Raw genomic sequence first — 14,290 nt, 5'->3', positions numbered from 1 at the left:
CCGATAACGGGGCAGGATTGAATAATGGACTTATTAGGGCGAACTTACGTGTTCGCCCTTTTTGGTTTTTAGCTAGAAATCAAATCGGCGACTTGGCTTCCAATTCGGGTTCTGTTTCCGGTTCTTCCTTGTTGATCCAGGTAGCCGCCGTGGCAAACCAAACGACCGTGGCTACCAATAGCGTTGTTTTCATTTGGCTTTCGGTCAGAGTGTCGGCATAGAAAAGAATGGGAGCCAGTACCACAGCCAGCAGGCAGAGGTAGGAGAGAATTTTTACGACCGTCATAGTTTCTTCTGGGAATATTTGCTGAATATCAGGTATAATGCCCCGCAGCTAAGCCAGGCAGGTAGGGTCAGGAAGGAGAGAAAAACACCACCAAACGCAGAGATCGAGTAAAATACGGCCATGCTGATAAGCCAGGCCAGCAGCACGGAGCTATTGAAATTAATTCCTGCTTTCTCTGCGTAATTTTGAATGATTCCCGCTTTCCCGGCAAAATAATGATCGAATACAATGATGGCACCGATGGGAGCCAGAATAAAGCCATACACCGCCACGAAGTCCAATAATTGCATGGCGAAAGCTGGGAAAAGTCCGGCGATGGTAGCTACGGTCCCGGCAATCAACGTCACTTTTACCGTTGAAAAGCGCGGCGCAATGGCCTGAAAGGCCAGCCCGGCCCGATAGATGGTCGGATTGGCAGTGGTCCAGCCCGCTACCAGTACGCAGATGAGTCCGGCAATGCCCACCGCATTATTAGCCAGGGGGCCGGGCGCGACGGTAGGTGCCTGTCCCGCCGCCAACATAGCTTGCGCTTCGGCCGAACGAATGTAGAGCGCATACATCAGACAAGCGCAAATCCAGGCCAGGTAGTGGCCTACGTACATGCCCGCCGCAGTAGTCCAGCCGGAACGTGGATGCCGGGCATAACGGAAAACGGACAAATCGGACATACCAATGTGCATGGCCGCATTGCAAAACCATGACCACAACACGACGTGCCAGAAGGTGTATTTGATTTGCCCGGGAAAGGGTTCCCGACCTTCACCGAAAATATCCCAGAAATCACCAAAGGAAGCTACCCCCAGCCCCTTCAGTGCCACTACTCCACAAGCCAGAAAAACCAGTACCATCCACGGTGAAGCGATGTTGGCAAATTTTGAGACCATATCGTAGCCTCGTGCCGCGATGATCGAAATCACCGCACCGATGGCTACTACCACCACGATCCAAGTAATACCATTGGGCGTAGTATCAGTCAGTTTGGGCATCTCCATATCGAAAGGAATCCCCACCGCCGTGGCCGAAACGGTAATCATGGCCCCCGCCAGAAAGCAGAAAAGTACCCCATTGGCCAGATTGTAAACCGTGACCAGGCGGCGTCCGCAGATTTTTTCCAGCTGGTAATAGAGTGTCAGCCGGACGTCGGTAGCGATAGCGGCTGTAAGGTACCTCCAGCATAGTACGGCCAACAGATTACCTAAAAATAACCCCACCAGCAAATCGAACGCACTGACACCCGCCGTCAGGAATAGCGGCCCGATGACAAATTCGGTACCGGCGGCGTGCTCGCCGGCATACATGCCCAGAAAGCTTTTCCAGCCTTTCAGCTGGCTGGCTGGAACGGGTTCACGCTCGTATTCCTGTACTACGGGCGGGGTAGGTGCAAGGGTAGTGTCGGGGGTCATTTTTTTTAAGGATAAAGGGAGGAGAAAGAAAAAGGTGAATGGTCAAAAGGTGAATGATTAATCGTCAATAGGCTATTGTTTAAAGTCAAAACCTCTTTACCCGTTGACCATTAACCTTTTTATCCTGAAATTAGCTCATAAGAAAAACCGTCATACTGCGCGAACCGTGGGCACCCAGTACCAGCGACTGTTCAATGTCGGCGGTTTTGGAAGGTCCAGCCAAAAACAGCCCGAACGGATATTCGGCCTGCGCGATGCGGTCGTAGGCGTGGTGCATGGTAGGTAGCAAATCGGTTTTCTTCACGACCACCGCCAAATTTTGGGTAATGAACGGCGCCACACGCTGCCCCATCTGCGCTTCGGTGAGCCACAATGCTCCGTTCTCTGCCACGCCGAACTGCGCTTCCAGAATGCACAGCTCCACATTTTCCAGCGAGTGGGGGTCGTCCTGCTGCCAGTCGGTTTCAGCAACCGATGAAAGTTCAGACAAAGTGGATATAATACGCTGATTTTCTGTAAAATATTTATTTACATAGGAAGTAATTTCCTGTATTGTCTCAATCTCGATGACCTGACCGCCAATCCCTTCCAGCGTAGTCGTGAACTTTTCCACGGAATCGTAATCCACTACGGCTAGGGTGGAAATATCCGGTAGCGGCGTAGCCACGGGCTGATTTCGGGCGATGGCCTGCAGAATATTAGCTCGACTGTCCATTTCTATTTTTTGAATACCATTCCCGAAAACTTTCCTTGGGCGGTTCGGGCATCTCGCGCTGTTTGTACCATGGATTGAGGCCATTGCTGACCACAAAAGGAGCTACCCCCATCACCTTACGACCTACCTTGCCGGCCAGGCCAAACACACCCGGATGCGATAACGTGAAGGTCATGGCCTGCATGGCGACTTTCTTGCCGAAGGGCACGTATCCTTCTTTTACCAGTACCTGCCGCCATTTGTACAGCTGATCATGAATATCAATTTTGACCGGACACACATTGCTGCACGAACCGCATAGCGTGGAGGCAAAGGGTAGGTCGGCATTTTTGCGCATGTCCAGGTTCGGGGCAAGAATGGAACCGATGGGCCCGGCTACGGCCGAGTGATAGCTGTGGCCCCCGCTGCGCCGGTATACCGGACAGGTGTTCATGCAGGCCCCGCACCGGATGCACTTCAACGAATTACGGAAATCCTCGCGGCCCAGCTGCTGCGAACGACCATTATCCACAATCACGATGTGCATCTGCTGACCCGCGCGCGGTTTCTTGAAATGGCTCGAATAGGTCGTGATCGGTTGGCCCGTGGCCGAACGCGCCAGTAGGCGCAGAAAAACCCCCAGGTGCTTACGCTGCGGGATGATTTTCTCGAACCCCATGCAGGCAATGTGTACGTCGGCCAGGTGGGCGCCCATGTCGGCGTTACCCTCGTTGGTACACACCACAAATTCGCCGGTTTCGGCAATGGCAAAGTTGACGCCGGTAAGCGCCGCCCGGCGCGATACAAATTTTTCGCGCAAATGCTGCCGGGCGGCTTCGGTCAGGTACTGGGGATCTTTATTGCCTTTCTCGGTACCCAGGTGTTGGTGGAAAGTTTCGCCAACATCCTCTTTTTTGAGGTGAATCGCGGGCAATACGATATGGCTCGGTTTCTCCTCGCGTAGTTGTACGATGCGCTCACCCAGGTCGGTATCTACCACCTCTACCCCATTTTCAATCAGGTATTCATTCAGGTGGCATTCCTCGGTGAGCATGGATTTACTTTTTATTATGGCCTCCACACCGTTATCTTTCAGAATTCCGAGCACGATCTGGTTGTGTTCCAGGGCGTCCATCGCCCAATGTACCCTGATGCCATTCTCTTTTGCTTTTTCTTCGAAAGCCATCAGGTAATCGTGCATATGGGATAGCACGTTATGCTTGATTTGGGAGGCAGCTTCGCGTAGATTTTCCCATTCGGGCAACTGAAAAGCCGCCTTGTCGCGCTTTTGCCGTACCCACCACAGCGTTTCGTCGTGCCAGGTGGTACGTTCGGCGTCTTTTATGAAATTCTCCGCTAATTCTGCGTGGTTCTGTTGCTCTTTCAATTCAAGAATATTTTTATCAGGCCATGACAGCGACCATATCGACTATTTTTTCGGCTAGTTGCGTATTTCCACTACTCGTAATCTGCTTTCTTGCTTCTTCGGGGGTTACTGCTTTTGAAAAAATCCGCCAACTTATTTCCTGACTCAGGATGATTTCACCCGCCGGCGCTAGATTTGTTTCCTTCCGTAACTCCCAGGTACCTCCATCCGAATGCAGAAACCATATATAGTCCGTTGCTGCTCTAACTACGAATTTAATGACCGTTCCCGCGGGCGCTTTGACGTTCCGGTAGTGATAGGGGAGCGCACGCATCGAGGTTTCCAAATAGGGATAAAACAGCTCCCCCACATACAGCTCCTGCTCCTGCCCCACCGCCGCGCGGATCTGCTGCTGGTGGTGCCACTTTTCGGTATAGTCCCGGGCGATATGAAACCAGTTTTGGGATTCTTCTTCGCCCGCCCAGGCCACGGCAAAAGCCGCTTTGTCCGTGGGATCCAGCGTTTTCAGAAACGTACTGTACTGATTCCCGGTCTGCTCCAGTAATTCAATAATAATCGCCGGACTGAGGCGCTTCATGGCCAGAACCCATTCAGCATTCAATCGATTAAGGTACTCGACCAAGTCCCGGTAAGAATTGATTTCCGGGGCCGCGCTACCAAAATAGCCATCCCGTAACATAGACAGCGTGCGCAGATTTCCGTCCAACAAATGAACCGCCACATCTTTGACACACCAGGCGGAAGCCAGGGTAGGTTTCTGCCAGTCCTCCGGCGTCAACGTGCGAAGTACCTCAATCAGTTTTGCATCAAGACGCGGAAAAAGATCGACCGTTGGAATAATGTCCATTGTACTCATGGCCTTGCTTTCAGACTGACTCGCCTATGCAACGGGTTCGGTCACTCCTACCTTCGCTCCGTTCAATATTTCGGCCAGGTGCATCACCTTAATCGGCAACTTCTCGCGGCGAATGATCCCTTCCATGTGCATCAGGCACGACATATCACCGGCCGTCAGTACCTGCGTACCGTTCCTAACATGATCATAGACGCGATCCTGACCCATGCGCACCGACAAGGCTTCTTCGGACACGCAGAAGGTACCCCCAAAGCCACAGCATTCGTCCTTCCGGTCCAGCGTGACCAATTCCAGGCCTTCGACCTGACTTAAAAGCTGCTCGACTTTGGAAAAAGGGGGCGCGTTCAATTCGCTCATCTGCGCTATTTTAAGACCGCGCTGTCCGTGACAACTTTGGTGCAGACCTACCCGATACGGGAAACGTACCTTCAAGTCGTTCACATGCAGCACATCCGTCATGAATTCCGTCAACTCGTAGCACTGCGCGGCTAACTGAGGTACCCCCAGGTGCTCTTTGATGTGCATCGTGCAGCTACCCGACGGACAGACGATGTAGTCGTAGCCGGTGAAGTTTTTTACAAACAAATCGTTGCATCCGTGCGTCAGATGCTCAAAGCCCGAGTTGGCCATGGGCTGGCCGCAGCAGGTTTGATTTTTGGGAAAATGCACTTCGCAACCGTGCTTTTCCAGCAGTTCCAGCGTAGCGATGGCTACCTGTGGATAAAACTGATCGACGTAACAGGGAATAAACAGACCTACTTTCATTGTCAGTCGTTAAACGCTGACAGCGTTTGTAACGCTGTCAGCGTTGATTTATAGGCCAGTGGCCACCGTTTTCAAACCGCGTTCTTTGATTAAATGATCCCGTACCTGCAAACTACGGTAGGTCGTGATCGGATTCAGAGCACCGTTGCGGCGCAGCCGTGCTTCGCGGATCAGCGGACGGACATCGGTACGATAGGCATCCTGCAACAATTCCTGCCCCAGTACTACATCATTGTCAGCCTGCGCGGCTTCCAGCGCGGGCGTATCGACCAGCAAAGCCTGCGCGTACGCCAGTTGAATGGCTTCCAGCGACTGGATCAAATCTTCCAGCGGATCTTTGATGTTGTGGCTGGCGTCGATCATCCAGGCAAGCGGCGGGTTATTGGCTTCGTTATGGTTCATACCGTAGACCAACTCATTGAAGATCAAAAACAATTGGTAGGGCTTAATACTACCTACGGTCAGGTCGTCGTCGCCGTACTTGCTGTCGTTGAAGTGGAAGCCACCGAGTTTTCCTTTCATCATCAGGGTAGCTACAATCTGTTCAATGTTGGTGTTTGGCAAATGGTGTCCTAAATCGACCAGACAAAACGCTTTTTCGCCACAACCTTCGGCCAGCATCAGGGAGGTACCCCAGTCCTGAATCACCGTAGAATAGAAACTCGGCTCGTAGGGTTTGTACTCGATGAACATCCGCCAGTCAGCGGGCAATTCGGCGTAAATTTCCTGCAGCGAACGTTGCGTATTCTGTAACGATTTCCGGAAATTATTCTGCCCCGGAAAGCTCGCCCCGTCGGCCAGCCAAACCGTCAGCGATTTCGAACCCAGCAGCTTGCCGTACCGGATTACCTCCGTGTTGTGCGCCACGGCCTGTTCGCGCACGGCGGTCTGGCGGTCGGCCAATGAACCATACTTATAGGTTTCGACTTGCCCCTCCTGGTCCTGAAAGGTATTGGAGTTCACCGCGTCGAACACAATACCGTGGCTGTCGGCCAATTGTTTGGTGGCTGCCGGGTCGGTAGGAATATCCCACGGGATGTGCAGCGACACCGCGCCGGCGGTCTGCGTCAGGGCGTGGAGCAGACCGATATCCTCTATTTTCTGTTCCAGGTTGACGGGTTGCCCCCCGGTCGAAAACCGCCCGAAGCGGGTACCTCCCGATCCCAGCGCCCAGCTCGGTATGGCTACCTGAAAGTCAGCCAGTTTCTGAACAATGGCCTCCGCATCGATGCCTTTTTTGTCCAGCGCCAGTTTCAGGAAGCCGAAATGCTCGGCCTGTTCAGCGGCCTTTTGTTTGTTTAAATCCTGAATTTGATTTAATTCTAATTTCATTCGTCAAAAATGATTAATTCTACCGCACAAAGGCATTGGCCATTCCGCCGTCTACATTGATGATATTGCCGGTGCTCTTATCCAATATGGCGACCAGCGCAAATACGCCGTTGGCGATATCGTCGGGATAGATGATCTCATTCATCAGGTTGCGCTTGGCGTAGTGGGCAGGCAGGTCTTCTACCTTGATACCGTACGCCTTGGCGCGGCCTTCGGCCCAGGCACCTTCCCAGATTTTGCTACCCACAATCACGCCATCAGGATTGACGGTGTTGACGCGGATTTTCTCCGGTCCCAGCTCGGCGGCCAACAGGCGGGCCATATGTTGCTGGGCGGCTTTGGCGGTCCCGTAGGCCACGTTGTTGGGGCCAGCGACCAGACCGTTTTTGGAAGCAATACTAATAATGTCGCCACCGAAGCCCTGCTTACGCATGACGGCTACGCCCGACTGCGCCATGTGGAATTGGCCTTTGACCAACACATCCTGCAAAATATCCCAATCTTTCTGCGTGGTTTCTTCCAGCGGTTTCGAGATGGCTAGTCCGGCGCAATGTACCACGATATCGACCCCGCCGAATTCCAGACAAGCCTTCTCAAAGGTACCCTCTACGGCATCCGGATTTGTAACGTCGCCCGCGGCGTAGATCGATACGTCGCGCTTGTAGGTAGCATTGGCTTCCATGAGGCGATCTTCGGCGATGTCGGTCAGTACCACGTTGGCACCTTCGGCGGCCAGTTTGTCGGCAATTGCTTTGCCAATGCCACCACCACCGCCCGTCACGATCGCCACGCGGCGCGACAAGGGCTGCTCTTTCGGCATCCGCTGCAACTTGGCTTCTTCCAACAGCCAATACTCGATGTCAAAAGCCTCCTGACGCGGCAGGGCGGTGTATTCCGAAATCGCCTCGGCACCGCGCATGACATTGATGGCGTTGATATAAAATTCAGCAGCTACCCGGGCGGTTTGTTTGTTTTTGGCAAACGTGAACATACCTACCCCCGGATACAGAATCACGACCGGATTGGGGTCGCGCACCGCCGGGCTGTTGTCGCGTTTGTGCGCCTGGTAGTAGCCCCTGTATTGCAAGCGGTATTCCTCAAATGCATCCGTAAGTTGTTCCTTTACTTTTTGGGTATCGCTCAGGTCGGCGTTGGGTTCCAGCGATAGCACGAGGGGCTGAATCTTGGTGCGCAGAAAGTGGTCGGGGCAGGAGGTACCTAAGGGCGCGAGTTTGGCCAGATCGTGGCTACCCACAAATTCGAGCACCCGCTCGTCGTCGGTAAAGTGTCCGATCATGCGCTTTTCGCTGGAACACAGTCCGCGCAGAATCGGAGCTAGTTGGGCGGCTTTTTTCTTACGATCCGCCTCAGGTAGGGCCATTACTTTTTTGCCTCCGAACACCGGTCCTTTTTTGCCCAGATGATCTTCGATATATTGCGAAGCCTGCTCGATAACTTCCAGGCTATTCACGTAGCATTCGTACGAAGTATCGCCCCACGTAAACAGTCCGTGGCTACCCAGGATAATGCCCCGGATGCCGGGATTTTCGTTCAGGCAACGTTCCAGCTGCAACCCCAGGTCGAAGCCCGGCCGCTGCCAGGGTACCCAGCCCATGGTATCGCCCCAGATCTCTTTGGTAATCGCCTCGCTGTCTTTGGCGGCGGCAATGGCGATGAGGGCGTCGGGATGCAGGTGGTCGATATGTTTGAAGGGCAACATCCCGTGCAGCGGCGTGTCGATGGATGGGGCCGCGCTTTCCAGATCATAAAGTGTATGGTAAAACAAGGCCACCATTTCGTCCTCATGTTCGAGCCCGCGGTAGATTGATTTCAACGAACGCAGCCGCTCGGTATAGAGTCCGGCGATTCCCTTGCGCGTCAGGGTACCTATGTCCCCGCCAGAGCCTTTGATCCACATAACCTCGGCGGGCTCGCCGGTCAATACGTCTTTTTCGATGGTTTTACAACTAGTGTTACCTCCTCCATAATTCGTGATACGGAGGTCGGCTCCTAATATATTGGAACGGTACAGAAACAAAGCCACTTCGTCGCCCGCCAGTTCGGCGGCTTTGGCTTCGTCCCAGAGATAACTGACGTGCTTGAATGTTTTGGTAGGATTCATGGAGTTCTTGGTTCTGAGTTCTGAGTTCTTTTTACAAAAGTACCTCGCCTCCTAAACCTAACCATCCTATGCTGTCCCACCAGGCTAAAGCCTTAAGAATCACAAATTCAAAAGTACCTATAACGATGCCCGTACTGTGAGGTAAAAAGGATTCTCGTAGTGCTCTTTTGAATTGGACAAGATGAGTTCAGCGGCCGTACGCCCCATCGCTTTGAAATCGGTAGACATGGTCGTGATGCCATTCAGCAGCAGTCTTTTCAGGGGTGTTTCATTATAAGAAACCACTCCGACTTCCTTCCCCATCACCAGCGATTCCTGGATAATTTTCTCAATCAGAATCACCAGATCATCCTCCATAATGTTGATGTAGGCCTGTTTTTCCTGGATGAATTCCTGGCTAATATCCGCGATAATGCGGTGATCGAAGGCGTAGTCGCGGCAAAAATTGATGAAACCTTCGGTGATTTCACGGGGTGCGTAGCTATTTTCCGGGAAAATCAGGTTTAGCGTGTGGTACTTGGCCAGCGCGTCGGCGGCTTTTTCCAGGGAGGTATAGATGTCACGCTCAAAATTCTGGTATACGGCCCCAAACTCGCCACTAATTCCCGGAATGATTTTGTCCAAAATAATCAGTTGCTCCTTGGGCAGCGTGTTGATCACTTCGTAGGCTTTTTCCTCGCCTTCTATAAAATGAGGAATGATCACGTAGTGCGTGTACTCATCCTTGCGCTGCTCAATCAGGCGCTTGAAGAGGCCGAAGTCATTGTTATAAATGTAAAAATCGATGGCAGCCTTATCGCCGATGGTCTCGACGAAGGCATCATAAATGATTTTTTTGTGGGTACTCAGCTTATTGAATAGCAGGAACACTTTCAAATGCTGGCTGTGGTCGGTCTGTTTGATGAAGTACCCTTTGCCGGGTACCGAGCTAAGTACCCCCAAGCTTTTGAGGTGATTGTATCCCTTCTCGGCCGTCACGCGGGAAATGTCGAACTCGAAGCTGATTTCATTGATCGAGGGCATCACATCGCCCTTGTCGATCACACCCGTCTGGATTCCCTTCAGAATCGCGTTGCTGAGTTGGAGGTACTTGGGCGTTGCCGAGTACTCGTCGATCCGGATGGTGCTGAGTATTTTTTGGGAAAGAGACATGGCTTGCGAAAGAAATATCCAGGCTTCCTGTCAACGTAAATCCTTGATGGCGCAGAAATCCATATCGCCGTAATCGAGATTTTCGCCCGCCATGCCCCAGATAAACGTATAGCTGGAGGTACCCGCCCCGGCATGGATGGACCAGTTGGGCGAAATCACGGCCTGTTCGTTCTGTACCCATAGATGTCGGGTTTCCTGCGGCTGGCCCATGAAATGACTCACCGCCTGGCCTTCGGGTACCTCAAAATAAAAGTACACTTCCATGCGACGGTCGTGGGTATGGGCCGGCATCGTGTTCCAGACACTGCCCGCTTTCAGTTCGGTCATGCCCATTTGCAGTTGATTAGTGGGCAGAATACTATTCACAATCAACTTGTTGATAATCCGGTGGTTGGCCGTTTCCATGCTTCCCATTTCTACCACCTCAGCATCGGTGCGCGCGATCTTCCGGCTCGGGTAAGCCTGGCCGGCAGGAGTTGAATTGAGGTAAAATTTGGCGGGGGTACCTTTGTCGTGCGACAAGAACTGAATATCGCGGGTACCTTTCCCTAAGTAAAGCGCTTCTTTGTATGCCAGCTCATACTCCACCCCATCGGCTATGACTAGGCCTGAACCACCCACGTTGATGATGCCCAACTCGCGGCGTTCCAGAAAATAGGCTGCTTTGAGGGCTTCGGGGGCTTCCAGAGCCAACGACCCGGTGGTAGGCATTACGCCGCCGGTGAGGTAGCGATCAAAAAAGGAGAGCGTCCAGCAGAACTGATCGGCCACGAACAGGTTTTCGATCAAAAAATTCTGCCGAAGCTGCTCGGTGTTCATGCCCTTGACTTCATGGGGAGAACTGGCGTAACGACTCTCAAAGAAAATGTTTTGCTCCGTATTTACGTCGTTCTTATCACTCATTTTGGTTTATAGGAAAATGGGTTAGGAATATAGGTATTGGTTCCGGGCGGCGACCCGGTCGCAAGGTACCTATTCTTCCATTTTATTGGAAGTGTTCTTAAAAAGGAGTCAGTTTTCCATCCTTATCTTCTCCGTGGGGACGATCCAGGTCCAGGCCATCCAGTATGATGACGCCCTGAATCGATGAGAATCTGGCCGGGTCCTGCTGCCACGACCAAACCAGCTGCCCCATAGGACTATATTCGAGGAGTTGGGTACCTTTCGCGCCCATTTCCTCGCCGTGGCCTTGCCAGTTGGTCACGACGATGTTGCCACTTTTCAGGATTTGGAAACCCGCGTAGAAGTACGGATGTACCTCGGACGGGCCACCGAGGGTATCTTTCAGGGTACCATCCGGGGCGAGAATCTGCAAATTGGCAGAGAAACCCCCACTTACGAGAGTACGACCATCAGCCAATCGCACGGCCTGCCAGGCATGTTGTCCCTTTTTAGGGTAATTCAACTTGGCCCGCCAGATGATGGTACCATCGGATTTTCCCTCAAAGACTGTATCGTCGGAAGTGATCAGAAAGGTATCCGTAGCCGTTTCTCGCACCAGACGGACGTAGCTGAAACCCGGATAGTTGATAGTTTTTATGACTGATCCGCCCTCACCTACCTCGACCAGCACAATGCCTTCCTTGCCCTGCCAGTTCAATCCTGTCAATAAAGTGTTGCCGTTGCGCAAGCGTCGGGCGGCGATGGTACCCTTGAATATGTTCAATTCGGATACCTTATTTCCCGTTTTTATATCGTGTTCCTCGTAGCCATCCCCGGTACCGACCAGTACCCGCCCCCGACCGACCAGCTGCAGGTCGCGACCATTCGGGATGGGGACGTACCAGTTTTTTTCGGGATGAGCCAAATCTACGTAACTGAGTTGCGACAAGCCTTCGTCGCGCAACAGCAGCTGTTTCGGTGGGGTACCTGACTGTTCTCCTCCACTCGGCCGGGACGGTTTACAACCGCTCAGCCCAAAGGCCATAAGAAAAAGAAGCGCGAAGCAGCAATTTTTCATTCAACAATACTCAAAAATGTGAAGCATCTGTGCCGTTGACCTTTCCTATTTCCGGTAATCCAGCGCCGGTGGACGATCACCCAGCAAGGCCTCATATTTGAATTTCTTCCCGCGTTTTTCGTCGAGCTCAGCCTTGGCTTCGCTGAGGGCTTTGGGATTTTGGAAAAGATCCGCCGCTGTGTACGCGATGGTTTTGGCAGCTACCATCATGCCCTTGCGGCCGATGCTGGTACCTCCGGCCGCCACGGCCTGCCAGCTGTGCGCCGCCGTGCCGGGTACCCAGGTGGCCGTGCGCAGGCCTACCGTTGGTACTGTCCAACTCACATCGCCGACGTCAGTAGAACCCATGCCCGCGCGCTCGTATTCGTAGGGAAGGATTTTGGCCGCGCTGGCCGGATCGGGCTTTTTGTCTTCGGGCACATCAAAAGAGGTTTGCATTTTTTTGGCAAAATCCATTTCGGCGTTGTCGTACTTCACCCCACCTACCTCGGTAAGGTTTTTGTACATCACTTTGGCCAGTGTTTCCAGCGGCAGCAGTTCGTGCACTCCGCCTATAATCTCGTGCTTCACGGTGGTACCCGTACCCAGGGCGGCACCCTCGGAGGCTTTTACAATCCGCTCCCACATATCCTGCACCACGTCGCGGCTCGGATGCCGCACGTAGTAGTATACTTCGGCAAAATCAGGTACCACGTTGGGCGCCTTGCCACCCTGCGTAATCACGTAGTGAATCCGTGCGTCGGAAGGTACGTGCTCGCGCATCATGTTCACCATGTAATCCATCGCCTCCACGCCATCCAGTGCCGAGCGGCCACGGTCGGGTGCGGCGGCAGCATGGGCAGCTATACCTGAGAAGCGGAATTTGGCCGAAATATTGGCCAAAGAAGAACCTGCACTGGCGCTGTTGGAATCCGAAGGATGCCAGTGCAATACGGCATCTACATCGTCGAACAGGCCAGCGCGTACCATGTATACTTTGCCCGATCCCCCTTCTTCGGCGGGGGTACCGAATACTTTGACGGTACCTTTCTGCTTGGTAGCTACCATCCAGTTCTTGACCGCGATAGCCGCCGCGGCAGACCCTACCCCGAACAGGTGGTGGCCACAGGCATGGCCCGCCGCGCCCTCCTTAAGTACCTTGCGGCTGGGCCAGGCATCCTGCGACAGACCGGGCAAGGCATCGTATTCGCCCAAGATACCAATCACGGGCTGGCCCTCGCCAAAACTGGCCACAAAAGCCGTAGGAATCCCGGCGACACCTTTCTGGATTTTGAAGCCTTCCTTACTGAGCATATCCTGCAACAGCGCCGAGCTTTTATCTTCCTGGTAGCCTACCTCGGCGTAGTCCCAGATTGTTTTGGCGGCTTCGCCGTATGCCTCCTCCTTTTGATTCAATTCTTTGCCTATGCGCTCGTGCGCACTCTGAGCCCATAGGCCGCCACTCAGCAACAGCGCTGCTGCCAGCAACAATCCGTTTCGTTTTTGCGTATTCATTCTTGATGTTCGTTTAGGTTTTCTCGTCCAAAATAAGGAATCTGTGTAGATTTGTTCAGTTGAAAATGGAAAGTTGAAAGTTGAAAATTATTAGAACTCTGTAAAACAGCAAATTACCTTCGATTTGCAAATGTGAAATGGCTAGGGCCAGTATTTCAATTCCAACCAATCTCCAACTATTTGAATCCAATCTGTTAGTGAAAATTTCCGCAAAAGAGGTAGGTAAGAAGTTTGTATCGGAATGGATCGTGCGAGGCGTCAATCTGCTGTTAGAGACGGGTGAAAGCTACACGCTGGTGGGTCCCAACGGGAGTGGCAAATCCACCTTGCTCCAACTGCTGATGGGTAACATGCCGCCTTCGGAAGGAACAATTCACTACGAGATGGCTGGCAAAGAGCTGGATATCGACGACTGGTACCGGCAAATCGTGCTGGCCGCGCCTTATCTGGAGCTGATCGAGGAATTCACGCTGCGCGAAACCGTCGTGTTTCACCAAAAATTCAAACCTCTGAAAAACGGACTTTCGGCGGCCGATTTCGAGGATTTTGTGCAGCTCTCCCACGCCCGAAACAAAGCATTGCGCCACTATTCGTCGGGTATGAAGCAGCGTGTGAAGCTGGGACTGGCTTTTTTGTCGGATGTTCCGGTGGTGCTACTGGACGAACCCACCTCGAATCTGGATGCGGCGGGCTCCAAATGGTACCTCGATAATGTGGTGAAGCTCACCGATAATCAACTGGTGTTGCTAGGTTCCAACCAACCCCAGGAATATGAATTTTGCAAAAATATCATTTCCGTTTCGGCGTTCAAGAGGTAGGACCTTTTACAAAAAAATTTA

Annotated in this window: 13 protein-coding genes; 1 reads left to right on the top strand and 12 read right to left on the bottom strand. The window is 52.7% G+C overall.

The features are described 5' to 3' along the window. Window positions 1–79: 79 nt before the first annotated feature. The 12 genes from GBK04_RS18220 to GBK04_RS18165 all read right to left on the bottom strand — a co-directional run bounded on the left by GBK04_RS18220 (window position 80) and on the right by GBK04_RS18165 (window position 13,451). A complete protein-coding gene (locus GBK04_RS18220) occupies window positions 80–286 on the bottom strand; it encodes a hypothetical protein (RefSeq protein ID WP_152762100.1) in 207 nt (68 codons plus the stop codon). Next, complete coding sequence (locus tag GBK04_RS18215) at window positions 283–1,689, bottom strand: purine-cytosine permease family protein (protein WP_152762098.1); 1,407 nt, start codon at window positions 1,687–1,689, stop codon at window positions 283–285. The genes GBK04_RS18220 and GBK04_RS18215 overlap by 4 nt, the downstream gene beginning before the upstream one ends. Before the next feature lie 130 nt (window positions 1,690–1,819). Continuing rightward, the gene (locus GBK04_RS18210) at window positions 1,820–2,404 is read right to left on the bottom strand and encodes a LutC/YkgG family protein (protein ID WP_152762096.1); all 585 of its coding nucleotides are present in this window, start codon (window positions 2,402–2,404) and stop codon (window positions 1,820–1,822) included. Continuing rightward, a complete protein-coding gene (locus GBK04_RS18205) occupies window positions 2,388–3,770 on the bottom strand; it encodes a lactate utilization protein B (RefSeq protein ID WP_152762094.1) in 1,383 nt (460 codons plus the stop codon). The genes GBK04_RS18210 and GBK04_RS18205 overlap by 17 nt, the downstream gene beginning before the upstream one ends. 16 nt (window positions 3,771–3,786) lie before the next feature. Then, complete coding sequence (locus tag GBK04_RS18200) at window positions 3,787–4,617, bottom strand: maleylpyruvate isomerase N-terminal domain-containing protein (RefSeq protein WP_373331092.1); 831 nt, start codon at window positions 4,615–4,617, stop codon at window positions 3,787–3,789. Window positions 4,618–4,650: 33 nt separating this feature from the next. Beyond that, a complete protein-coding gene (locus GBK04_RS18195; RefSeq protein ID WP_152762090.1) occupies window positions 4,651–5,391 on the bottom strand; it encodes a (Fe-S)-binding protein in 741 nt (246 codons plus the stop codon). Window positions 5,392–5,439: 48 nt separating this feature from the next. Continuing rightward, a complete protein-coding gene (locus GBK04_RS18190) occupies window positions 5,440–6,723 on the bottom strand; it encodes a sugar isomerase (protein WP_152762088.1) in 1,284 nt (427 codons plus the stop codon). Between the two features lie 19 nt (window positions 6,724–6,742). Next, complete coding sequence (locus GBK04_RS18185) at window positions 6,743–8,845, bottom strand: bifunctional aldolase/short-chain dehydrogenase (RefSeq protein WP_152762086.1); 2,103 nt, start codon at window positions 8,843–8,845, stop codon at window positions 6,743–6,745. 117 nt (window positions 8,846–8,962) lie between these two features. Further along, entirely contained in the window at window positions 8,963–9,997 is a 1,035-nt protein-coding gene (locus GBK04_RS18180) for a GntR family transcriptional regulator (RefSeq protein WP_152762084.1), read from the bottom strand. Between the two features lie 30 nt (window positions 9,998–10,027). After that, window positions 10,028–10,900, bottom strand: a complete 873-nt coding sequence (gene kduI / locus GBK04_RS18175; RefSeq protein WP_152762082.1) for a 5-dehydro-4-deoxy-D-glucuronate isomerase — start codon at window positions 10,898–10,900, stop codon at window positions 10,028–10,030. Between the two features lie 97 nt (window positions 10,901–10,997). Continuing rightward, window positions 10,998–11,957 (bottom strand): hypothetical protein, encoded by a 960-nt coding sequence (locus GBK04_RS18170; protein ID WP_152762080.1) that lies wholly within the window; start codon window positions 11,955–11,957, stop codon window positions 10,998–11,000. A 45-nt stretch (window positions 11,958–12,002) separates the two neighbouring features. Continuing rightward, entirely contained in the window at window positions 12,003–13,451 is a 1,449-nt protein-coding gene (locus GBK04_RS18165; RefSeq protein ID WP_152762078.1) for an amidohydrolase, read from the bottom strand. Between the two features lie 197 nt (window positions 13,452–13,648). Between GBK04_RS18165 and GBK04_RS18160 the strand changes: the two genes are divergently transcribed. Beyond that, complete coding sequence (locus tag GBK04_RS18160) at window positions 13,649–14,269, top strand: ABC transporter ATP-binding protein (RefSeq protein ID WP_373331091.1); 621 nt, start codon at window positions 13,649–13,651, stop codon at window positions 14,267–14,269. Window positions 14,270–14,290: the final 21 nt, after the last annotated feature.

Source organism: Salmonirosea aquatica (assembly GCF_009296315.1).
Classification (GTDB): domain Bacteria; phylum Bacteroidota; class Bacteroidia; order Cytophagales; family Spirosomataceae; genus Salmonirosea; species Salmonirosea aquatica.
This window is presented reverse-complemented; position numbering and strand designations above follow the sequence as displayed.

Coding starts and splice junctions, on each gene's coding strand:
- GBK04_RS18180 (WP_152762084.1), bottom strand. CDS start 9,997: ATGTCTCTTTCCCAAAAAATACTCAGCACCATCCGGATCGACGAGTAC.
- kduI (WP_152762082.1), bottom strand. CDS start 10,900: ATGAGTGATAAGAACGACGTAAATACGGAGCAAAACATTTTCTTTGAG.
- GBK04_RS18165 (WP_152762078.1), bottom strand. CDS start 13,451: ATGAATACGCAAAAACGAAACGGATTGTTGCTGGCAGCAGCGCTGTTG.
- GBK04_RS18195 (WP_152762090.1), bottom strand. CDS start 5,391: ATGAAAGTAGGTCTGTTTATTCCCTGTTACGTCGATCAGTTTTATCCA.
- GBK04_RS18215 (WP_152762098.1), bottom strand. CDS start 1,689: ATGACCCCCGACACTACCCTTGCACCTACCCCGCCCGTAGTACAGGAA.
- GBK04_RS18185 (WP_152762086.1), bottom strand. CDS start 8,845: ATGAATCCTACCAAAACATTCAAGCACGTCAGTTATCTCTGGGACGAA.
- GBK04_RS18190 (WP_152762088.1), bottom strand. CDS start 6,723: ATGAAATTAGAATTAAATCAAATTCAGGATTTAAACAAACAAAAGGCC.
- GBK04_RS18220 (WP_152762100.1), bottom strand. CDS start 286: ATGACGGTCGTAAAAATTCTCTCCTACCTCTGCCTGCTGGCTGTGGTA.
- GBK04_RS18210 (WP_152762096.1), bottom strand. CDS start 2,404: ATGGACAGTCGAGCTAATATTCTGCAGGCCATCGCCCGAAATCAGCCC.
- GBK04_RS18170 (WP_152762080.1), bottom strand. CDS start 11,957: ATGAAAAATTGCTGCTTCGCGCTTCTTTTTCTTATGGCCTTTGGGCTG.
- GBK04_RS18200 (WP_373331092.1), bottom strand. CDS start 4,617: ATGGACATTATTCCAACGGTCGATCTTTTTCCGCGTCTTGATGCAAAA.